Consider the following 22,440-nt stretch of genomic DNA (forward strand, 5'->3'; position numbering starts at 1 on the left):
GAAATTTAAGTGAATGAACTGTATAACTTTCATGTGGATTATGATCAAGCGAATGGACTATATATGAAACTGCGAAAATCAAAAGATAAAGGATTTGATAATCATGATTTTGAGAATTTGCAGCTAAAGATGATTCAGTCTAATACTATACCTAGGCTGATTCCAATGAGCTTCGAAGAAATTAATGGTGAGAGTACTATTTTTTATCGACTTGAGGGTTTAAGACAATTACGCCCTATCTCAAAAGAGAAGCCTTTAACAATGCAGGAGTATTATGCGCTATTTATAAACATTGTTCAGGCATTACAGGATTCTAGCAATTATATGCTAAGTGATCAGCAATATGTGTTAAACGAGGATTTTATCTATATTGGAAACGGTTATCATCAGGTTTATCTAACGTATTTACCAATGAATAAGATAAAAAACAAATCTTCCATTTATGAAGAGCTTAAGAAATTAATTCTAAATATGGCCAGTGAGGTACAGGGGCTAAAAGGTGTACAATTTAAAATGATATTAAGCTATATCAAGGATCCTGGCTTCAGCTTGCAAGGACTAAAACAACTGTTGAGCCAATTGCAAAATACACAACAACAGACAATGCAAGAGGAAACTGAAAATACTGTACCTGAACAGGATGAACAAACAACGATAATAAAAAAAGTCAAGAAATTGCCCCCACTACCAAGGAAAATGAAAACCTATTCTCTTTTATTTGGGGCATTGGCATTAGCAATTGTATGGAAATTATACGATAGCAGTCCAAATTCGATTATGCTCGGGGTTTCATCTGTTTTAAGTGTTTTAGTAATTGTGGCCGTGTATGTTTATTGGAAGGTTTGGCGTCCGGGTGTAGAACCGATTATTACTGAAAAAGAAGCAGCAATTAAGAAAAAGCAAAGTAGAAGCAAGCAGACAGTAAAAAGTGAAACAAAAATGGAAAAACTCCAACAAATTGATAAAGATTCAGAGCCAACGGAGGAGCAAGTTTTTCACCAGCATAATCAGGAAATAATTAACCAAGCGTTAGCCCAGCAAAGTGAAAGTGCTTCGGCATTACATATGAATAGTTCACCAATAGCTATAAGCGCGGAAGCCAATATTTCATCAAATCAAAGAGATCAAACGATGTTATTGGATGAAGAGGAAATGACTGGAGGTAAATTACCAGTTGTAAAAAACTATATTATAGTTGAGAGAGAAGACGAAGACGAGAGAGTTGAATTACAGAAGGACAATTATATTATTGGTCGTGCAGATAAAGGCACTGATTATGTTGAAAAGACTATAGGTGTATCTAGATTGCACGTTGAATTTATAAAGCTTGCTGACACATATGGCATTAAAGATTTAGGTTCAAAAAATGGAACGTTCATTAATGATGAAAAGATCATTCCATACAAAATACACGAATTAAAGAATGAAGATAAAATTCAAATAGGAAAAATAATCTATATGTATAGGGTGTCACAATAATGAAAGTTACGAAAGACGTTGATTTTGGATTATTGACCATGAAGGGTCCCGACAAAACGGTTAATGAAGATTACATCGAATTTACAACAAGCAATCTTAATCGGGATGATGAAGTTCATATCTTACTTGTTGCGGACGGAATGGGTGGCCACGCATTTGGAGATGTGGCAAGCTTTTATGCGTCGAATTATATTTTGAAATGGTGGAGAAACAAGCTGCTTCAGCATGATCATCCCGATCGTTTTTTAGAGGATTGCCAGGATACGATAGGCGGTATTTTCCAAGTGATTAACCAAAAGCTAATCGAAATTGGCCAACGTGAAAATTATCATTTAGGAACTACTTTAAGTGTGATCATAATGGTAAAAGATAAATATCTTGTTTGTCATGTTGGCGATACAAGAATATACCGAATGCGAAAAAAAGCAGATATTAAATTGGATGACAATGACGAAACAATTGATTTGAATCAATCCAAGAGCTTTGTCCAACTAACCAAGGACCATTCCTGGGCTAGAATGCAGGTTGAAAATGGGTCTATGACAGAAATAGAAGCAGAAAATGATGATAAATCGCATTTGCTGACACAATGCATCGGTGTGAAAGGTGATATAAATCCGTATATTTCAATGGATACTATTTTAGAGCAAGATCAATTCATTCTGTGTACTGACGGCTTGCATTCCCTGTTCACTCAGGATGAAATGTATAAACATCTCCGAGAAGGCTTGGAACAAGATACCCCTTTACAAAATACAGCAGAATATTTAATCGAATTTGCAAGAAATGCACCATATCAGGATGACGTTTCTATTCTGATATTTGCACCAAAAGGAAGAACAGATGTGCCATGAAGGTAAAGGTAAAGGATTGTATTAATGGAAAATATTTAGTAAAGAAATATCTGTGTGAAGGTGGAACATCACACCTTTACGAAGCTGAAGGTCCTGACAAACAAACAATTATTTTAAAAGTAATTAAACAGCCCTCAACATTATTTATTAATCAAATTAACAATGAAGCTAGAATACTGGCTTCGATAAATCATGCAAATATACCGACTCTATTTGATGTTATAACAATAAATAGCAATTATAAAGCAATTATTATGGAAATGGTTGCAGGTACAAACCTGGCAGATTTAATCGAATCGGAAAATAGAAATTTCGATTGGAAAAGGGTCCTGCATATCGGTAATCAAATTGCCAGTTTAATTCAGGTACTTCACAATATGAATCCAGCAATTGTAATACGGGATATCAAGCCATCAAATATTCTATTAACGAATGACAATAAAATATATTTAATAGATTTTGGTACCTCGGTTTATGAGAATAAATCAAATCAGACTTCTGCGCTGGGAACGATTGGATTTGCTGCACCAGAACAGTTTGAAAATGGTGTTATTGACAAACGCTCTGACCTCTTTTCACTTGGTGCTACATTATTTTATCTGATCTCAGGCGGCCAAAATGTTTACACTGCAAATAATAAGGATATATTGCAAGAACGCTTGCCGAAGTCATTTTCCAAAATAATAAAAAAGTTGACCGAGACAGATGTTAGAAAACGTTATGATTCCATTAAGGAAGTGAAAGAAGCACTATATAATGTGCGGGTATCATGGAGAGAACGGAAAAAACAATTTAGGTAATCATTTCTAAAAGAAGGTGATTGTTTGACTGATAAGTTTGAATTAAACGATGGGAATATTAAAAAAAACAGTGATACTGTAACGTTCGAAATTCCAAGGGAGAAAACAAACATAGCTGCAGAAGAACAATTAGAAGAATTAAAAAGAGATGCTTCTCTATTTTTGACTTGTAAAGGGTATGTCGTGGATGAATCAACTGTCCATATAGAATACAGCATTAATAGTGGATTCAAGTCATTGATCAATTATGTGTCATCGAATAGAGATTTAAAATGTAAAATTGCCCGAAATATATTAGCTGTTGATGATTTGTTTGGTACGCAATATACAACTATCCTGCATCCAGATAATATTTATGTCGATAAAAGTGGTCAGATTAAATTCGCGCACCGCGGTATACGATCTGTTTTACCGCCAAAGGAATATTCATCATCACAACTGCTTCAGGACTTAAAAAATGTTTTTCTATACCTTTTTAATGCCAGTGGGGATCAGGATATGATTATACATATCCAATCCGCAACTTCAATTAATCAGCTAAGTAATGCACTTGAGCTTGCTCCGATAAGTAACTATAACCAGCCAAATTCAACGACCGGGCTGCAGGCAGAGACGAAAAAAACGCAATCCAAAAATGCAGTTAAGCCATTCAATAACAAAATGGCAACAGGCAAACGGTCGTTAATTATCGGAACGGCTATTGGACTTATATTGGGTATGGTATTGGTTTATTTTGTCAAGGTGGTGCCAAGTTCAACAACAGCCAGTACAAAAGCCACAGAACTCAATGAACAGGAGGATGAAAATGAAGCATTGCGAAAACAGCTGAAAAATGAAGAAACCATTGTAAAAGGATACCGGTTTGCAATTGCAGGTAAAACGAAAGAAGCAATAGCTAGTTTTGAAAGTATTGAACCCCTTGATGAAAGTGAAAAAAGTTTGCTAGCAGAACAGTATTTTAAAATAAACACTTTGGAAAGTTTAACTAAACTAATAGAAATGGATGATTTATATCTTGTAAAAGCAGTTGGGAAATTAGTCGGGCTAAATTCCAAAGAAGCAAATGAAAAGATTCTTAGCATAGAGTCTGATAAACCCGAGATTATAATAGAACAAGCATGGTTGAATAAAGACTATAAACAAGTGTTGGAAATTTATAAAACAATTACCGATAATAAACGAGCAAAGTTGCTGGCTGCTAATAGTTATATAGAAACGGATAAACCAAAAGAATCATTGAAACTTGCAAAGGCTTTAAAAAACCAAAAGCTGCAATTGGCAAGTTTACAAAAGGAAAAAAAACTTGTAAAAGCTGACGATTCATTAAAAAAAGATGAAAAAGAGGATAAATTGAAAAGTATCGATAAGGCAATTGATAAATTAAAGAAATAGTTCTATAGATAAAATCATTGGTGGAGATGGTGGGGAATAGTATTCGATCTACAATCATGATAACGATTCAACAATCACCCTAGTAAAAATTATCCATTCTATAACCGACATATCATATTCCCATACAAAATATGATACTATAATAAAGTATAGTATGGGAGGGAAGATGAATGTCTGACTTTGATAATCATTCGCGAGTAGATAAATTTGAAAAACGAAGAAAAAATACGAAGCTTTTGTCTATCATGTTAGTTCTAGGCGGTATATTCATTGTTGCTCTGATCGGTCTGTTTATATTTGGCGGAGGCGATGACGAACCATCTGAACTACCAAATAATATATCAAGCAGAGAAACGTCAAGTGAATCTGATCAAAAGGCTGATGATGCGGAAACGGATGATTCCACAAATACTGAAGATAAGAATGCATCATCCGATGAAAAGAATACCGCTGACGATGAAGATACATCTGATGCTGATGAGGATAATAACACAGATGTTGAAACAGAGCCAGTTGAATCAAACGATGAAAATGTCGAATCAGCATACACTGGTGACTGGCAACCAATTGGTACACAGCAGCAGGGACCACATACAACAACCTATGATGAAGGAACACAGGATCGCAATGAAATGGAGAAAGCTATCCGTGTAGCGACTGGACTTCAGGAGGGTGACATGATTACATGGTGGCTAGAAAATGGTGGAGATCAAAAAGTTATTGGAACAGTTTCCAATAATGCACAAACAGAGACGTATCGTGTTTATTTATCATGGATGGAAAACCAAGGCTGGCAGCCAACAAAAGTAGAGGTTTTAAAAGAAAATGATAAAAAATAGCGATACACAATACAGGAGGCATTTCACGTGACAATTGGAATAATCGCTGCAATGGATGAAGAAGTAGAATTCTTATTGGAAAATATGGCAGATAAACAAGAAACAACTGTTGCAAATTGCTTATTTGTTGAAGGAACATTACAAGGAAAAGAAATTGTGTTACTAAAATCAGGTATTGGAAAAGTAAATGCAGCAATGGCTACAACTATTATGCATGAACGGTTTGCGCCTTCACACATCATCAATACAGGATCTGCTGGTGGATTTGCCAAAGATCTTGAGGTTGGGGATGTTGTCATTTCAACACAGGTAGTTCATCATGATGTAGATGTAACGGCGTTTGACTATGCATATGGACAAGTTCCGGGAATGCCGGCAATGTTTGCAGCTGATACAGAGTTAATTACGATTGCTGCTAAAGCTTGCGGCGGATTGGATATCCAATCAAAGGAAGGAATTATTGCTACTGGTGATGCGTTTATGGAAGATCCTAAACGTGTGGCATTTGTAAATGAAAAGTTTCCAACCATGATAGCGGCTGAAATGGAAGCAGCAGCTGTTGCACAAGTATGTTATCAATACAATAAGCCATTTGTTATTATACGTGCATTGTCAGATATAGCAGGCAAACAATCATCCATTTCTTTTGATGAATTTTTGAAAAAGGCTGCAAGAAATGCATCAGAATTAATTATGACTATGATGAAAGATTTGTAATATCCATCATTTACCTTCCGAATCTATAAAAATCCTATGTTATGATTTTTATAGGGGAAAGGGGAGGTATGATGAGCAAAAGGAAAGAATTAGAATTAAAACTTAAAGACTATAAACATTTTATAATAACGTTATTATTATTAAGCATTTACCTTTATTTGGGAGCGGTCATAAACACATATGTCCAGCCTGCCAATGATGGAGAGTTCTTATTTAATCTATCATTTGGCATAACATTGGTTATCATTTTGTTCGGATTACGCTTCCGCCGATTAAAGGCAAAATTGGAAGAGCGCGTATGATTCTCAATCATCGCGCTTTTTTTGTAAGAACAAAATGTTTAATGTCCCCGTCGTTCTTTGCGGAAATATTCATGGAAGACCTTCATTAATGCCCTTTTTTCTATTCGCGATACATAACTTCTGGAAATATTTAATTTCTTTGCTATTTCCCTTTGCGTCATTTCTTGATAATCATTTATACCGTAACGATAAATAATCACTTCTTTTTCTCTGCTATTAAGTATAGATAAGTAATCTTTCATTTTATCAATTTCCATGTTTAATTGAATATACTCAATTATATCTTCGCTTTCCGCTTCAAGTATATCAATTAGGCTAATTTCATTTCCTTCTTTATCCTGCCCAATTGGGTCATGTAAGGATACATCTTTTTTTACCTTTTTCAATGCCCGCAAATGCATCAGAATCTCGTTTTCGATACAGCGGGCGGCATACGTAGCAAGCTTTGTACCCTTATCGACAGAAAAGCTTTCAATACCTTTAATTAATCCGATTGTGCCAATTGAAATTAAATCCTCCATGTCCTCTCCTGTGTTTTCAAACTTCTTCACTATATGTGCAACTAGACGAAGGTTATGTTCAATTAGCTTATTACGAGCATCTTCATCTCCATCCTGCATTTGTTTAATGTATTTTGCCTCATCTTCTGGTGGAAGTGGCTGTGGAAAGGCATGATTTTTAACGTACGATACAAAAAATAGCGCTTCTTTAATAAGTAATGCTAGAACACTTAGTATCCCTGACAAACACATACACCTCCTAAAATGATTACTGGGCATTTGCCTATATAATTATCCTTATGAAGGTGTTAACAAAATTGTGTCTGTCCGTAATTCAAAACTAAAAAGAAAAAGTGACTTTCCTAAAAAGTCACTCAAAGTTATTTTTCTTATAAAGTTGAATCGCATCTTCATATGCATCGCTTCTATGGTTCGTAACAGGCTTTACACCATTTTTGTGTGCCGCCCGTGAAATCATGTGGCCGGAAACCGGTGCGGTTAGCAGCGTAAATACAATTGCCAGCAATAACTTTCCGCTTATAATGGAATGGGTCACATATAAAAACAAAAAAGCACCAATCAATACACCAGCTATGCCTAATGTGGATGCCTTTGTAGCGGCATGCAGTCTGGTATAAACGTCCGGAAATCGAATAACACCAATTGAACCAGACAGGATGAAAAAGGTTCCCGATAATAAAAGCAGCACAATGAGAATATTTAAGATGATGTTAATCCACGTTTCGATCAATGATAACACCCTTTTCAAGAAATTTAGCTATAGCTAAGGTTCCAATAAATAATAGGATACCAATTAATAAGATGACGTCATTTAGCTTGGTCGTGACGATAATAATAGCCAATAATGCTGCTAAACCCATTAAATTGATGCCGATTCCATCTAATGCTACTGCTCTATCCGCATTAGATGGGCCTGCAAGTGCGCGATATAAGAGCAATAATAGTGAAATGGAAATTCCTATGACACATATTATTGTTGATATTTTAATCATTTGTTCAGTCAATTCAAGGAGATTATTCATCGTGTCACCTCCATAATTGCTTTTTCAAAGGTATTTTTAATTGCCATTATCTCATCTTCAATATCATCTATATCCATCGCATGAATGTAAATATGAGAGTTGTCATTTGATATTGCTACCGATAGGGTACCAGGTGTTAACGTTATTAAATTGGCTAACAATGTAATTTCCCAATTACTTGTTAAATCTGTAGGCATGGAAAATATTCCTGGTTCTATATCCAGTTTAGGCTTATACACCAGCTTAACAATATCGATATTTGCCGAAATTAGTTCCTTTATAAATAGGAGGATAAGCTTAATAATTTTGTACACCCGCCTTAGGTAAAACGAGTCCGGGACGAAACGATTTAGTAAAAGTAATAATAGAATCCCCCATATGTATCCTGCAATAAAACTAGGAACAGTATAAGATTCACTAAGGAACATCCACATTAACGCGATAATTAAATTAATCACAATTTGAAAGGCCATCGTTCATTACTCCTTTAAAACAGAATCAATATAAACTTCTGGATCTAGCAGGTAGGATGAAATCGTGTCAATCGATGGATATATAAATTCTGCCCCTATTCCTAGAATAACAGAAAACGCCAGCAAGAAAACAATTGGTCCAACCAGCCCTTTTGTCGGTTTCTTTACGAATGATTCATCCTTTTCCCCCCAAAAGCCCTGAATAAATATTTTCATAATCGAATATAGAATTAAAAGACTTGATAGTAAACCTAGAACGACGATAACAATTTCATCATTTGTTAATGCACCTTTTAACAATAAGAGTTTCCCAATAAACCCGCTAAATGGTGGTATACCTGCCAGGATAAATGCAGAAACAAATAATAGCCATCCAAGAACCGGGTAGTAATGAATGAGGCCGCTAAATTTCCGCAGATCTGATGTGCCGGCTACATAGGCTATCGTTCCAACAAGTAAGAAGAGGGCACATTTTATGATCATATCATGTACCAGGTAATAAACGGCACCACTGATAGCATCCTGATTAAATACACCGATTCCCATTATAATAAATCCAATGGCCGGAATAATGTTATAGGCTACAATCAATTTAATATTGGATGTAGATAATGCACCGATAATTCCGAAGACCATCGACAAACCAGCAAACCAGATGAATGCTTGGTGTGTTAAATCTAGCTTATAGACAAAAATTAACGAGAATACTCGTAAAATGGAATAGATTCCTACCTTAGTCAGCAATGCACCAAATAATCCGGAGATAACTGGATTTGGAACAATATAGGATTTGGGCATCCAATAATACAATGGGAATAATGCTGCTTTTGTTGCAAAAACAAAAAATAGCAGTACAGCAATTGTCGTAAGGATTCCTTTTTGTTCAACCTCCTGGACACGCTCAGCAATATGTGCCATGTTTACTGTACCCACAACAGAATATAGAAAAGCAACAGCCGTTACGAATAAAACAGACGAAAACAAATTGATTAACACATATTTAATCGATTCCCGTAATTGAACTTTGCCTCCTCCTAACACAATCAGTGCATAGGAAGCCATCAATAGTACTTCAAAGAACACGAACAGGTTAAACAAATCACCTGTTAGAAACGCACCAGATACTCCAGTGATCAAAAAGAAGAAAAATGCATAAAAATAATGTGTTTCTTCTTTTATGTTCATGGAATGGGGGGCATAAAAAGCACATGCTGTTGCGATAATATTTGTAGTTAGTACAAGTGTTATCGCAAGTGGATCAGCTACTAGGATAATCCCATAAGGTGCTTCCCAGCCTCCAGTTTCTAAAATAACTGCTCCATCAGTAAATACTATCCACGCAATATAGGAAACTAACCCTAAATTACTAATGGTTAAAATTCGTGTTAACCATCTGGAAACAGTTACTTTTTTATGAAAAAAAGCAAGAATGATTCCTGATATTAACGGGATGATGATTGGCAGTACCGCTAAATTACTCATACTCATGTTCTTCACCCCTCAATTGTGCCATGTCATCTGTTTTATTTTCTTTAATTGCCCTGTATGTTAGAACTAATAGAAGACTTGTTATACCAAAGCTAATGACAATTGAAGTTAATATTAGTGCTTGTGGCAAAGGATCTACATAATCCTTAATTCCTTCTATTAAAATTGGGGGTTTAGCTCTTTTTAATTCACCCATCGTTAAAATAAATAGGTGAGCACCGTGTGATAAGAGAACCGTGCCAATAATAATTCTTAGTAATTGCTTTTGCAGCAGATTATAGATAGCAGTAGCAAATAAGATACCTGCAAGGATCGAAATAATTATCTCCATTTTAGTCCGCCTCCTTATTTTTCTTTAGTTTAATGAGGCTAAATATGGCAAGAGCAGCTATACCTAACACAGTAATTTCGAACAAGGTATCAAATCCACGCATGTCTACTAGAATTACGTTTACAATATTATGTCCGCCGCCTAGCTTGTATGATGTTTCGATAAAGTAGTTTGCAATAGAATCAAACCATTTACTGCTATGTGCAGAGATCCCGATAATTGTCATTAAGGCTCCAAATCCAACAGAAATAACAATGTTTACGGCTTTTGAACGTTTCGTCTCATCCCGTTTTCGCAGTTTAGGCATATGATAGAAGCAAAGTAGAAATAGAACTACTGATACGGTTTCAATTACCAGCTGTGTCAACGCTAAATCAGGTGCACGGTAGATTACGAAAAGAACTGCAACTCCATATCCTACGACCCCTGCAATTAAGATGATTGCAACATTGTGTCTGGCAAATATGGTTCCAACCGCTGCGACAATCATAATAAGCACTACAGATAGGTCAATAATCCTTACATCGGATAAATTGTTAAATTGGATTGTAAAGCCATCTGTTGCACCCATCGTGATAAATGTAAGGGTCAATGTGGTTCCTAATATGATGGCAACGTACAATCTAAGTGATCCTGTCATGTATTGTTTCGTAACGCCGTTTGATACGGAATTTAGTTTATCTAGTACGATGTCATAGAATTTAAACAAGCTAAGTTTCCCTGGCAGGAACCGGTAAACTCCTGCCCATTTTTTCCGTGTAAACGTGAGGATAGTACCAATTCCAACTACAATAAGTGACATCATGAATGCTGGTGAATCCCAACCGTGCCAAAACTTAATATGCTGATCAGCAGTCACTGCACCTTTAATTGCATCAGCAGCATGAGCAAGAAATGTTCCGTTAACTAAATTTGGGAACAGTCCAATAATAATTACACCTAAAACCAGGACGATAGGTGAAATCAGCATGCCAATTGGTGCTTCATGCGGTTTTTTTGGTAACAGATTGAACTGTTTTTTCCCTCCGAAAACTCCGAAAAAGAAATACATCGAGTAAACAAAAGTAAAAATGCTTCCGAATACCGCCAAATATGGTATTACCTGAACAAGGAAATCAGCAAAACCGCTTATTCCGGCAGTTAAATCGATACTGGAATCGAAAAATAATTCTTTACTATAAAATCCATTGAAAAATGGTAAAGGCACACCTGCCATTGAGAACGTTCCGAATAAAGCAAGTGTTGCTGTCATTGGCATGAAATTCAACAAGCCACCAAGTTTTCTAATGTCTCTTGTACCGGTTTCGTGGTCAACGATACCGGCAACCATAAATAGACTTCCTTTAAACGTAGCATGGTTTAAAATATGGAAAACCGCTGCATAGACAGCAATCTCTGTGCCAAATCCGAGCATTGCCATAATCATCCCTAATTGACTAATTGTTGAAAATGCAAGAATCGCTTTTAGGTCAGTCTGTCTCACAGCCATGTAAGATCCCCAGCACAATGTAACAATCCCGACAATGCTTACAATGATAAAAAACCATTCGTATCCAGAGAAAATAGGGGAAAAGCGAGCCACCAAGAACAAACCAGCTTTTACCATTGTTGCTGAATGCAAATATGCACTAACAGGTGTTGGGGCTTCCATTGCGTCAGGCAGCCATATATGAAAAGGAAACTGTGCAGATTTCGTAAACGCTCCTAATAGAAGCAGCACTAATATAAAAGGCAAATATGTACTGTTTAATATAATATCTTTTTGCTCAATCATGGATTGAATACTAGTTGTGCCAGTTATAACAGAGAGTAATATGAACGCACCAAACATGCTTAATCCGCCAAATACAGTAATCAGCATCGATTTTAATGCGCCATATCTTGAACGTTCATTAAAATGCCAATAACCAATTAATAAGAAAGAAGAGATCGATGTCAGTTCCCAAAAAGTATAAAGGACAAATATATTATCCGATAAAACAACACCCAGCATAGCTGACATAAACATTAGCAGATATACGTAAAAATGTCCTAAACGCTCACCCTTACCTAAATAATAAATAGAATATAAAACAACAAGGGCACCTATACCGCTTATTAGCAGCACGAATAACAAACTAAGACCATCCAAGTAAAAGTCAAAGTTTATTCCTAATGCCGGTATCCAATCAACGGTTTGGTTCACCGTCGTAAAATCAGAACCAACAAATTGTATGTAATATAGAAAAATAGCTAAAGGGATGAAAAATACAAAGATTCCAGTATGTATTTTATCTTTGATTTTACTTATTAATGGAACGAAACATGCAAGTAGAAGTGGTATTAAAACTGTAAATATCATTTCATTGGATTCCTCCTAGTAATAGAGTATGCGTTTTTAGATCATATATAATGACACTAGCTATGCTATATATGAAATGTATTTGAGGACTGATCAACTGAAACAAAATCCGAGGATAAGGCACGTGGTTAGGAAATTAAACAGAAAGTTCCACTAGCCTAATGCAAAATCTTCTATGTATATTATATAGTTAAAAGTATGCTTCATAAAGTTTTAATAAAAAGATTTTCAAAGGATAGCTTATCATATAATGGGGGCATAAAAAATAAAAAACCCCTATCATTCATAAAAATGACAAGAGTTAACAAAATGATACACGTTATTATGCTGCAAGGCTTCATTAACTAGAACACTTTATTTTATGTGTCAACGATCTTTTTTGAATTTCTTGCTCTATTAAGTAGAGAAAATCCGGGCTTAAATTTAATTCATTTGCTTTATAATAAGATTCTAATAATAATTCATCTGACAAATGCTCCATAAAATTAAGCCTCCTATTAAATAGTTAAATCAAGTGTTTTTTAAGTTATTAATAATTTACCACGAATGAAATAGTAGAACAAGGTAGGAGTTATCTACAATAGGGTGTAGATAACTTGTGTATAAAATATTTAAAACGACCATAGATGTTGATTTGAAAGTGTGGATATTGTTAATAAAGTTATCCACAGCGCAAAAATTGAAAGAATTTGTCGAACGGTTTTTCAAAATAATACCTTTTCATTGCATATTTTTGAAAAGCTGACGTAAAAGGACAAATTTCAATTTTGCTTTATTATTGTACAAAGTTATTATAGGATTATGTATAATGAAACTTTGTTGTATTGTGTTCGTTTTATAGGATAACTAGTAAAAGATGATACCCATAAATCAACAGGTTGAAACGTACAGTTGAAAAGAAAATAATGAGGTGTGCCAGTTGTTAAAAAAGTTTTTGCCAAATGAACATGTGAAAAGTATTTTTGATATTCACCCGGACGCTTTAAAGCTAAAGGGCATAAAAGGGATTATTACAGATTTGGACAACACGCTTGTTGCATGGGATGTAAAAGATGCAACACCGGAAATTGTTCAATGGTTTAAGTTAATGAAGGAACATGATATTAAAGTCACGATCATTTCAAATAATAATCAGGAACGGGTGAAGTTTTTCTCCGAACCATTAGATACACCTTACGTATTCAGTGCGAGAAAACCGTTAAGCAAGGCTTTTAAAACGGCTGCAAAAGAAATGCATTTGAACAAGGACGAGATAGTTGTAATTGGCGATCAACTGCTGACAGATGTATTAGGTGGAAATTTTGCTGGATTTTACACAATCTTGGTTGTGCCAATTGTACAAACTGATGGCAAAATAACAAGAATTAACCGGAAAATAGAACGAAGAATTCTTAATTATATGCGAAGAAAAGGAAAAGTTACTTGGGAGGAATAATGTTGGAAAAGTTAAACTGTCAAGGATGTGGTGTACAGATCCAAACATCCAAACCGAAAGAACTCGGCTATACACCAAGTTCAGCACTTACGAAAGAAACGGTTTTGTGTCAACGCTGCTTTAGGCTGAAGCATTATAATGAAATACAGGCAGTGTCGGTTACAGATGATGAATTTTTAGAAATGGTTAGCGAAATTAGAGATACCGATAGCTTAGTTGTTCACATAATCGATATATTTGATGTGAATGGAAGTTTAGTAAAAAGTTTGCCAAGAATTACGAGAGACAATCCAATTTTGCTGGTTGGGAACAAAATGGATCTGCTGCCGAAATCAACAAACAATCGGAAACTGATGCAATGGCTTCGTTCACAAGCAAAGGATGCGGGAATGAATGTTTCGGACGTTTATCTGATTTCTTCTGTAAAAGGGCATGGTCTGGATGAATTAAAACAAGCGATTGAGAGATATAGGGATAATCAGGATGTATACATTGTAGGGACTACAAATGTGGGGAAATCAACTTTAATTAATCGATTAATTAAAGATTCATCTGGTGTAAAAGATGTAATCACAACATCTTATTTCCCGGGAACGACACTTGGTTTTATTGAAATACCATTAGATAATGATACAGCGTTAATTGATACACCTGGTATAGTTAATAAGCAGCAGATTGCACATTATATATCTGATAAAGATTTAAAAGTAATTACACCAAATAAAGAAATTAAACCACGAATTTATCAGATAAATAGTAAACAGTCCTTATTTTTCGGTGGACTTGGTCGATTAGATTTTGTGAAAGGTGATAAACAGTCATTTGTTTGTTATTTTTCAAACCAGTTACCAATTCATCGGACAAAGCTGGACAATGCTGATAAGCTATATGCCGAACATAAAGGAGAGCTGCTGTCACCACCGAGTCAGGAGACTTTAGAATTGCTTCCTGAACTGAGGGAAAGTACTTTTCGTATAAATAATGAAAAAGCCGATATTGTATTTCCTGGACTTGGCTGGGTAAGCGTAAGTGGTGACATTACGGTGACTGCACACAGTCCTAAAGGTGTAGCGGTTTCTATACGAAAGGCTATAATATAGAATTTTTGGGGGGGATACCGATGAATTATCAATTTGCATTAATTGGTTTTCCAATAAAGCATTCTTTATCGCCATGGATACACGAACAATTTTTAAAAAAGTCTGGTTTGAATGGTACTTATTCGATTATTGAAATAGATCCCAATGAGCCATTAGATGAAACAGTAAGAGAGTTAAAAAATAGTCAAATCAACGGGTTCAACGTCACCGTTCCATATAAAAAGCGAATTATTCCTTATCTGGATGAATTGGATGAACAGGCAATGGAAATTGGTGCAGTAAATACTGTCGTAAATAGAAATGGCAAATGGATTGGGTATAATACGGATGGAAGTGGATATGTACGTGCATTTGAAAATAAATATCCAGGGATCATATCCAACCCGAAGTATAAAATACTATTAATTGGTGCTGGTGGTGCTGCGAGAGGGATTTATTACGCATTAACTGCTGCCGGATGTCAGCGTATCGATATTGCAAACCGTACGAAGTCAAGTGCTGAAGAAATAGCTTCTTTGAAAAAAGACTCAACAAAGACATCCCTTTTAACAATTGAAAAGGCTGAAGCGGCATTTGATTATTATGATATTGTTATTCAAACAACATCTGTTGGTATGAAGCCCTATCACGAGAAATGCATTGTAAACATTGATCGGGTTAAGGCCGGCAGTGTCGTTAGTGATATCGTCTATCAGCCAATAAAGACTGCCTTTTTACAGCAGGCTGAGCAATTAGGTGCAAGGATACATTATGGACATACGATGCTACTCTATCAGGCACAATACGCATTTGAAATATGGACAAACCACTATGTATCCATTGATGAAATGGATAATGAACTACGGGAGATTTTGGAAGGAAGGTAATAGAAAATGTTAACAGGTAAACAAAAACGTTATCTACGTTCAGAAGCACACCATTTAAAGCCGATATTTCAGGTAGGCAAAACGGGTGTTAATGAAAATATGGTCGGACAAATAAACGATGCTTTGGAAAAGCGGGAATTAATTAAGGTAAGTATTTTACAAAATTGCCTTGAGGATAAAGATGATGTTGCAGCACAATTAGCAGCAGGAACTAATGCAGAAATTGTGCAGATCATTGGAAATAATATTGTTTTGTATAAGGAGTCAAGGGAAAACAAAAACATTGAATTACCTTAAAAATGGATTGACACTATGCCTTCAAATAATTAACTTTGAAATACTTTTTTAGTTAATCTTTTAGGTCCTGTGACTTTTTGGCAATGTTTGACACAATAGAAAAAGGAGTTTGTTATGAAACGTGTTGGGATTTTGGGTGGAACATTTGATCCTCCTCACTTAGGACATTTAGTCATTGCCGAAGAAGTAAGGATTGCACTTCTTTTGGATGAGGTATGGTTTATCCCGTCATATGAACCACCCCATAAGGAAAAAGCAAGAACAAGCTCTCTAGATCGAATCGCAATGGTTAACCTGGCAATAGATCATAACGAAGCTTTTAAACTAAATACTATTGAGGTTGAGCGTTTAGGTAAATCCTATACGTTTGATACGATAAGAGCTTTAAATGATGCATACCCGGACATCGACTTTTACTTTATTATCGGTGCCGACATGGTTGAGTATTTACCACATTGGAATCGGATTAATGACTTAATAGAAATTGTAAATTTTGTTGGGGTTAAACGAACTGGGTACAATTTAAATACGGATTATCCGATTCAGAAAATAGACATACCGATGATCGATATTTCATCTACTTTAATAAGGAACCGCATTTTAACAAAAAAATCAATCCGATATTTAGTTCCGCAAGATGTGGAAGCATTCATTAAGGGGAAAAGGCTGTATGAAAATAAATGAAGCTGTTATAGCTGTTCAGCAGCAATTGACGGAAAAAAGGTTTAAACATACGTTACGGGTTGCTGAAACTGCTGTAATTCTTGCAAAAAAAAATAATATATCCGAGGAAAAAGCTGAGCTTGCCGCAGTTTTACATGATTATGCAAAATTTCGCCCGCTGGATGAAATGAAAAGGCGAATCCTAACAAGTTCTCTGCCGAATGATTTATTACAATACCATCATGAATTATGGCATGCGCCTGTTGGAGCTGTAATGGTAATGGAAGAGCATGGTGTAACAGACAGGGAAGTACTAGGTGCAATCCATTATCACACGACAGGAAGGGCACATATGAATGGGTTGGAAAAGGTAATCTTTTTGGCCGATTATATTGAACCAGGAAGATCGTTCCCTGGGCTTGAGGATGTCCGTGAAATGGCACAGGTAGATTTAGATCATGCCTGCTGGCTGACGTTAAGAAATACAATTAATTTTCTGATGGGTAATAAATCCCGAATTTATCCAGATACTTTTCATGCATATAATGATTTAACGACAAGTTTAAATGGAGGTAACTAATTGATGGAAACAATGGAGATTATTGAAACAATTGCAGAAGCGTGTGATGATAAACGTGCAGAAGATATTATTGCATTAGATATGAAAGAGGTATCATTAGTTGCGGATTATTTTTTAATTTGTCATGGCTCAAACGAACGACAAGTTCAAGCAATAGCAAGGGCGATAAAAGATGCTGTTGAAGAAAACGGTATAGCCATTAAACGACTTGAGGGCTTTGAACAGGCTAGATGGGTTTTAGTTGATGCTGGAGATGTAGTTTGTCATGTATTTCATAAAGATGAACGATCCTACTACAATTTGGAACGTCTCTGGGGAGATGCCTCCAGGGTAGATTTAAGCATTGGGCAAGAAGGTTGACAATATGGCATATCAGCAAATGGCAAATTTGTACGATCAGCTTATGGGTGACGCTCCCTATGATCAATGGCTGGCTTTTACAGAAGAAATTTTCCGGCAATCTGGTAAAACAATTCAACATGTAGCAGATCTTGGCTGTGGAACTGGCCAATTAACTACTCGACTTGCCGGCGCCGGCTTTGACACTATAGGGGTAGACTATTCGGAGGATATGCTGAGCTATGCACAACAACGATCAAGTCAGGAAAATTTGACAATTCAATGGATCCATCAAGATTTACGGGAGCTGGAAGGATTAACGAATCTCGATGCGGTTGTGAGCTATTGTGATGTGATTAATTATATAACATCAATTGAAGAGCTATCCAAGGTATTTTGTAATATACATGGGATGTTAAAGCCTAAAGGGATATTTATTTTTGATGTACATTCGATATTTCACGTTCAAAACAATTTTGTTCAGCAAACCTTTGCTGATGTAAACGATGATATATCCTATATTTGGTTTTGCACTGCCGGTGATGACATTGGTGAAATGTACCATGACTTAACGTTCTTTGTTGCGGATGGGGATAAGTTTGCCCGATTTGAGGAAGCACATCACCAGCAGACATATTCTATTGAAGTATATAAAAGTTTATTAACAGATGCCGGATTCGAAAATATAAATTTGTATGGCGATTTTTCTTTAAAAAAGGAAAGTGTATACGATGGGACAGAAAGAATCTTTTTTGTTTGTGAAAAAAGATCGGGAAAATAAAACTTTCCCGATCTAATTTTTTTGACAAGGAATTTTTAAATTAATGTCGAATTATAGTATATAATACCTCGTTTTATGATTTTTTCTCCGTTTTATACTTCAGGCAAGGATGTGATACGATGATAGTTGAACTGCTGAAAAAAAGTATGTTCTTTATATTAATTGGCGCTGGAATCATTATTTTTTTCTTCATAGGTAATGATGATAGCAAGGGCAGTACCGATTCTCCTTCCAATTTCACCTCTACTATCGATACTCAAAAAACTGCTCCCCAAAATGATGAAAAAGATGAAGGTTACGCCATTGTAGATGTAAAGGGTGAAATTCTTAAGCCAGGTGTATATGAAATAAGTTCCGATTCTCGTGTGAATGATGTAATAAAGATGGCAGGAGGTTTTACGGAACAGGCTGATCAAACAATGGTGAATCTTGCTCAAAAAGTTCAAGACGAAATGATTATTCTGATTCCAAAAATAGGAGAAATAGAGTCAAATACTAGCGAAGGGCAAAATACAAGCAAAAAAATAAGACTTAATTATGCCACACAAGAAGAAATAGAAAGCTTAAATGGAATTGGTCCGTCAAAAGCGCAGGCAATTCTTCAGTATCGTGAGGAAAATGGATTGTTCCAAACAGCTGATGATTTGCTAAATGTACCAGGGATTGGGGCCAAAACACTTGAGAACTTGAAAGAGGATATTCAGGTACCATAAATTGACGAAAAATAATATCTCAATGTAAACTTAATAAAAGAATAATAAAGGGGCTTTATGACATGGAAAGGATTTCTTGGGATCAATATTTTATGGCTCAGAGTCATTTGTTAGCATTAAGAAGTACTTGTACCAGGTTAATGGTCGGAGCAACGATAGTTAGAGATAAACGTATTATTGCAGGTGGATATAATGGGAGCGTGTCTGGAAGTGTGCATTGCATTGATGAAGGCTGTTATGTAATCGATGGACATTGTGTTCGTACAGTTCATGCAGAGGCGAATGCATTATTGCAATGTGCAAAATTTGGCGTTCCAACGGATGGAGCAGAAATATATGTAACCCATTTTCCCTGTCTTCAATGCTGTAAACAAATCATCCAAAGCGGAATTCAAACGGTATATTATGCAGCAGATTATAAAAATCATCCATATGCAGAAGAGTTATTCAAAGAAGCAGGAGTAAAAACGCAAAAAGTGGAATTAAATGACTTGGCGATTGATTTGGAATATGAAGCAAAAGCAGAATTTGTAAAAGACCTGTTAGACCAATTGGATTCTTCAGGATCCGACAATGAGCAGGTTAGAGTGCTTAGACAAGAAGCAAAACATTTATTTAAAGTTTAAGCATTCGTAAATGTTATATCTTTTTCTACGCATTTTCCTTAAAATGGAATAATTACTTCGCATTTAATGATTTTAAGAATAATTTTAGGAACAGTAAAAATTAAATACTAATGGTAAGGTGAGTTTTCAGTGAAAGGATATTGGCATTTCCCTGCAATTGCGGCTGTAATAAGTATTTTAACGGTTACATTTAGTGATTGGTTTATTGCGGGATTTCTTATTTGGCTTTTATTTTTGCACTATCGACAAAGGCTTAGGGGGATACCAATCATTGTCTCCTTGGCCGCCTTCCTCTTTTTTTACTTCTATATCCCGGCGATACATTCTCCTCAATTAGTCGATCTCCCCGAAGAAGAAGCCAGCGTAACTGGAAAAATTAATGGGAATGTAACCAAAACCTCAAAAAAAGTGGAATTTGAACTTCTAGAGCAATCTTCCAATAATAAAATCCTCGTCATTTACTTTATAGACAAGAAAATGCAATTCCCAAACCAACAGAATGAAAGCTTAAAACATGGTGCTGCATGCAGAATTACTGGTAAATTAGAACTTCCGGACAGCAGCACTAATCCGGGACAGTTTAATTATCAAAACTATTTATTAACTAAAGGAATTTCCTGGCAGTTAATTGTGGATTCGCTTGAAAATATGGACTGCAAAGGTTCATCACCACTAAGTAAATTGTATACAATCCGCAGCGGCTTAATTGATCTTGTTAAAAAAAATGTTAGTCCTGAAACAGGAGCATGGCTTAATGCGTTAGTGCTTGGCGATGATTCGGCATTAAACGAATCGACAGTTGAATTGTTTCAACGCTGGGGATTATCGCACATTTTGGCTATTTCAGGATTACATGTTGGGTTATTCATTTCATTGCTTTATTTAATAATGATTAAATCTACTCTGTTTACAATCGAGAGAGCACAATGGATAATGGTGATCTTTTTGCCATTTTATGCATTTATTGCTGGTGGAGAACCGTCAGTTTGGCGGGCAAGTACGATGGTTGTATTATTCATATTGTTAAATAAATTTAATGTTAAATTCAGTGTTACGGATGCTCTAAGTATCGTGTTCCTGCTTCTGATTTTGGAAGATCACTATATTGTCTATAATATTGGATTTCAATTTTCATTCTTAGTAACATTTGGTTTACTTCTATCCAAACGGTGGTTCTCGCAAAATAATGGATCCTTTTTTGCAGTACTAAAAATTAGCTTTGTGGCACAAATGATGATCCTCCCTCTTCAGCTTTCGTATTTTTATACATTTCAGCCATTATCCATTTTATTAAACGTAGTGGTTGTCCCATATTTTTCATTAATTGTTATACCATTGATGTTTATTCTGTTATTTTTTTCATCGTTTACCGGTTTTATAACACAACTAATCGATACATTTTTTGTGCATATTAACAATTTGGCCCTTTCTATTATTCAATATATCGACTCAATTGCATACTTTCCTTGGATTATTGGACCGATATCTATTTGGAGCACGATTATGTACTACACATTATTTATTCTTCTTATGAATTATATGCAAACTAAATCATTAAAGCTTGCATTTGGCTATGGTGCTGGAATTAGTCTATTATTAGTTGCACTTTCTTTAAAACCATATTTTTCGCCAAGTGGATCAGTTACAATGCTTGATATAGGTCAGGGAGATTCCTTTGTCATTGAATTACCATATAGAAAAGCGGTTATTTTTATTGATGCGGGTGCAGCACATTCCTTTGAAGATAATAAGGCGACAGATAAAAATTTTAACCAAATAATTAAACCCTATCTTTATTCCAAAGGCATTTCGAGAATTGATGCCATATTTATGTCGCATGAGGACATTGATCATATTGGAAGTGTTTCATTTATGATAGAACAGATGGAGGTAGAGACTGTAATAATAAGTGATTATTTTCAACTTGATAAATCTACAGAATTCATGTGGGAAAATAAGGGTGTTGAAATAGAGCGCGTTGCTGGAGGTGAACAAATTATAATTGAAAATCAATTATTTTCCATACTTTCCCCAATTTCTAACAAAAACTCAACAAACGATAATTCGCTTGTATTACACACGGAATTAGGTGGAAATAAGTTATTGTTTACCGGTGATGTCGGAAAGGAAACGGAAAAAGAAATAATCAAGAATTACCCAGATTTAAAGGTGGACATTCTTAAAGTTTCTCATCACGGAAGTAACACTTCAACAGACCAAACATTTCTAGACCAAATAAATCCTAAATACGCTCTAATATCTGTTGGCGAGAATAATTTCTACGGTCATCCAGCAGATAACGTCATTTCTGTACTAAAAAAAGAAAATGTAATCATATTCAGAACAGATAATGATGGTGCAGTGCGGTATCAATTCGAGAAAGACCAAGGAACATTTATGAGGTTTTTACCATAGGTTAATATTAAACATAACGCAAAAAGAGACTGTAGCATCAGTCTCTTTATTATACATCGTATTATA

26 protein-coding genes are annotated in these 22,440 nt (G+C 35.5%); 18 read left to right on the forward strand and 8 right to left on the reverse strand.

Annotation, left to right across the window (positions count from 1 at the left end):
• Positions 1-9: 9 nt before the first annotated feature.
• The 7 genes from IEV74_RS01510 to IEV74_RS01540 all read left to right on the forward strand — a co-directional run bounded on the left by IEV74_RS01510 (position 10) and on the right by IEV74_RS01540 (position 6,383).
• On the forward strand, positions 10-1,479 hold the full coding sequence (locus IEV74_RS01510) for a DUF6382 domain-containing protein (protein WP_188453578.1): 1,470 nt from the start codon (positions 10-12) through the stop codon (positions 1,477-1,479).
• Positions 1,479-2,333, forward strand: a complete 855-nt coding sequence (locus IEV74_RS01515; RefSeq protein ID WP_188453579.1) for a PP2C family protein-serine/threonine phosphatase — start codon at positions 1,479-1,481, stop codon at positions 2,331-2,333. Before IEV74_RS01510 ends, IEV74_RS01515 begins: the two co-directional genes overlap by 1 nt.
• Complete coding sequence (locus tag IEV74_RS01520) at positions 2,330-3,133, forward strand: serine/threonine-protein kinase (protein WP_188453580.1); 804 nt, start codon at positions 2,330-2,332, stop codon at positions 3,131-3,133. Before IEV74_RS01515 ends, IEV74_RS01520 begins: the two co-directional genes overlap by 4 nt.
• Positions 3,134-3,157: 24 nt before the next feature.
• Positions 3,158-4,525: a type VII secretion protein EssB/YukC gene (locus IEV74_RS01525; protein WP_188453581.1), complete on the forward strand. Its 1,368-nt coding sequence runs from the start codon at positions 3,158-3,160 to the stop codon at positions 4,523-4,525.
• Between the two features lie 170 nt (positions 4,526-4,695).
• Positions 4,696-5,364 (forward strand): YrrS family protein, encoded by a 669-nt coding sequence (locus IEV74_RS01530; RefSeq protein WP_188453582.1) that lies wholly within the window; start codon positions 4,696-4,698, stop codon positions 5,362-5,364.
• A 27-nt stretch (positions 5,365-5,391) separates the two neighbouring features.
• Entirely contained in the window at positions 5,392-6,081 is a 690-nt protein-coding gene (gene mtnN, locus IEV74_RS01535) for a 5'-methylthioadenosine/S-adenosylhomocysteine nucleosidase (protein WP_188453583.1), read from the forward strand.
• Between the two features lie 71 nt (positions 6,082-6,152).
• Positions 6,153-6,383 carry a YrhC family protein gene (locus IEV74_RS01540; protein WP_188453584.1) on the forward strand — a complete coding sequence of 77 codons (231 nt, stop codon included), beginning with the start codon at positions 6,153-6,155 and terminating at the stop codon, positions 6,381-6,383.
• Between the two features lie 38 nt (positions 6,384-6,421).
• Here IEV74_RS01540 and sigK read toward each other — a convergent pair whose 3' ends face one another.
• From sigK to IEV74_RS01580, 8 genes are all read right to left on the reverse strand, one after another.
• Positions 6,422-7,129, reverse strand: a complete 708-nt coding sequence (gene sigK, locus IEV74_RS01545) for an RNA polymerase sporulation sigma factor SigK (protein ID WP_188453585.1) — start codon at positions 7,127-7,129, stop codon at positions 6,422-6,424.
• A gap of 124 nt (positions 7,130-7,253) precedes the next feature.
• The gene (gene mnhG, locus IEV74_RS01550) at positions 7,254-7,634 is read right to left on the reverse strand and encodes a monovalent cation/H(+) antiporter subunit G (RefSeq protein ID WP_188453586.1); all 381 of its coding nucleotides are present in this window, start codon (positions 7,632-7,634) and stop codon (positions 7,254-7,256) included.
• Positions 7,615-7,926, reverse strand: coding sequence for a monovalent cation/H+ antiporter complex subunit F (locus IEV74_RS01555; protein ID WP_188453587.1), 312 nt, complete (start codon positions 7,924-7,926; stop codon positions 7,615-7,617). The genes mnhG and IEV74_RS01555 overlap by 20 nt, the downstream gene beginning before the upstream one ends.
• On the reverse strand, positions 7,923-8,399 hold the full coding sequence (locus tag IEV74_RS01560; protein WP_188453588.1) for a Na+/H+ antiporter subunit E: 477 nt from the start codon (positions 8,397-8,399) through the stop codon (positions 7,923-7,925). Before IEV74_RS01560 ends, IEV74_RS01555 begins: the two co-directional genes overlap by 4 nt.
• 6 nt (positions 8,400-8,405) lie before the next feature.
• Positions 8,406-9,881 (reverse strand): Na+/H+ antiporter subunit D, encoded by a 1,476-nt coding sequence (locus IEV74_RS01565; protein WP_188453951.1) that lies wholly within the window; start codon positions 9,879-9,881, stop codon positions 8,406-8,408.
• The gene (locus tag IEV74_RS01570; protein WP_188453589.1) at positions 9,874-10,218 is read right to left on the reverse strand and encodes a Na(+)/H(+) antiporter subunit C; all 345 of its coding nucleotides are present in this window, start codon (positions 10,216-10,218) and stop codon (positions 9,874-9,876) included. The genes IEV74_RS01565 and IEV74_RS01570 overlap by 8 nt, the downstream gene beginning before the upstream one ends.
• Position 10,219: 1 nt before the next feature.
• Positions 10,220-12,559 (reverse strand): Na+/H+ antiporter subunit A, encoded by a 2,340-nt coding sequence (locus tag IEV74_RS01575; protein ID WP_188453590.1) that lies wholly within the window; start codon positions 12,557-12,559, stop codon positions 10,220-10,222.
• A gap of 340 nt (positions 12,560-12,899) precedes the next feature.
• Positions 12,900-13,040 (reverse strand): sporulation histidine kinase inhibitor Sda, encoded by a 141-nt coding sequence (locus IEV74_RS01580; protein ID WP_188453591.1) that lies wholly within the window; start codon positions 13,038-13,040, stop codon positions 12,900-12,902.
• A gap of 438 nt (positions 13,041-13,478) precedes the next feature.
• Here IEV74_RS01580 and IEV74_RS01585 point away from each other — a divergent pair, with 438 nt between their 5' ends.
• The 11 genes from IEV74_RS01585 to IEV74_RS01635 all read left to right on the forward strand — a co-directional run bounded on the left by IEV74_RS01585 (position 13,479) and on the right by IEV74_RS01635 (position 22,374).
• Complete coding sequence (locus IEV74_RS01585; protein WP_188453592.1) at positions 13,479-13,994, forward strand: YqeG family HAD IIIA-type phosphatase; 516 nt, start codon at positions 13,479-13,481, stop codon at positions 13,992-13,994.
• Positions 13,995-13,996: 2 nt separating this feature from the next.
• Positions 13,997-15,094 (forward strand): ribosome biogenesis GTPase YqeH, encoded by a 1,098-nt coding sequence (yqeH, locus tag IEV74_RS01590; protein WP_188453593.1) that lies wholly within the window; start codon positions 13,997-13,999, stop codon positions 15,092-15,094.
• A 20-nt stretch (positions 15,095-15,114) separates the two neighbouring features.
• Positions 15,115-15,960: a shikimate dehydrogenase gene (gene aroE / locus IEV74_RS01595; protein ID WP_188453594.1), complete on the forward strand. Its 846-nt coding sequence runs from the start codon at positions 15,115-15,117 to the stop codon at positions 15,958-15,960.
• A 6-nt stretch (positions 15,961-15,966) separates the two neighbouring features.
• Positions 15,967-16,257 (forward strand): ribosome assembly RNA-binding protein YhbY, encoded by a 291-nt coding sequence (yhbY, locus tag IEV74_RS01600; RefSeq protein ID WP_188453595.1) that lies wholly within the window; start codon positions 15,967-15,969, stop codon positions 16,255-16,257.
• Positions 16,258-16,371: 114 nt separating this feature from the next.
• Complete coding sequence (locus IEV74_RS01605; RefSeq protein WP_188453596.1) at positions 16,372-16,941, forward strand: nicotinate-nucleotide adenylyltransferase; 570 nt, start codon at positions 16,372-16,374, stop codon at positions 16,939-16,941.
• Positions 16,928-17,500 carry a bis(5'-nucleosyl)-tetraphosphatase (symmetrical) YqeK gene (gene yqeK / locus IEV74_RS01610; RefSeq protein ID WP_188453597.1) on the forward strand — a complete coding sequence of 191 codons (573 nt, stop codon included), beginning with the start codon at positions 16,928-16,930 and terminating at the stop codon, positions 17,498-17,500. The genes IEV74_RS01605 and yqeK overlap by 14 nt, the downstream gene beginning before the upstream one ends.
• A gap of 3 nt (positions 17,501-17,503) precedes the next feature.
• Positions 17,504-17,860: a ribosome silencing factor gene (gene rsfS / locus IEV74_RS01615; RefSeq protein WP_188453952.1), complete on the forward strand. Its 357-nt coding sequence runs from the start codon at positions 17,504-17,506 to the stop codon at positions 17,858-17,860.
• A gap of 4 nt (positions 17,861-17,864) precedes the next feature.
• Positions 17,865-18,620 (forward strand): class I SAM-dependent DNA methyltransferase, encoded by a 756-nt coding sequence (locus IEV74_RS01620; protein WP_188453598.1) that lies wholly within the window; start codon positions 17,865-17,867, stop codon positions 18,618-18,620.
• Positions 18,621-18,739: 119 nt separating this feature from the next.
• The gene (locus IEV74_RS01625) at positions 18,740-19,333 is read left to right on the forward strand and encodes a helix-hairpin-helix domain-containing protein (protein ID WP_188453599.1); all 594 of its coding nucleotides are present in this window, start codon (positions 18,740-18,742) and stop codon (positions 19,331-19,333) included.
• Positions 19,334-19,395: 62 nt separating this feature from the next.
• The gene (locus tag IEV74_RS01630; RefSeq protein ID WP_188453600.1) at positions 19,396-19,959 is read left to right on the forward strand and encodes a ComE operon protein 2; all 564 of its coding nucleotides are present in this window, start codon (positions 19,396-19,398) and stop codon (positions 19,957-19,959) included.
• Positions 19,960-20,088: 129 nt separating this feature from the next.
• Positions 20,089-22,374 (forward strand): DNA internalization-related competence protein ComEC/Rec2, encoded by a 2,286-nt coding sequence (locus IEV74_RS01635; protein ID WP_188453601.1) that lies wholly within the window; start codon positions 20,089-20,091, stop codon positions 22,372-22,374.
• Positions 22,375-22,440: the final 66 nt, after the last annotated feature.

Origin of the sequence: Virgibacillus oceani, assembly GCF_014638995.1 — a bacterium.
In the GTDB taxonomy this organism is placed as follows: Bacteria; Bacillota; Bacilli; order Bacillales; family Amphibacillaceae; genus Virgibacillus_E; species Virgibacillus_E oceani.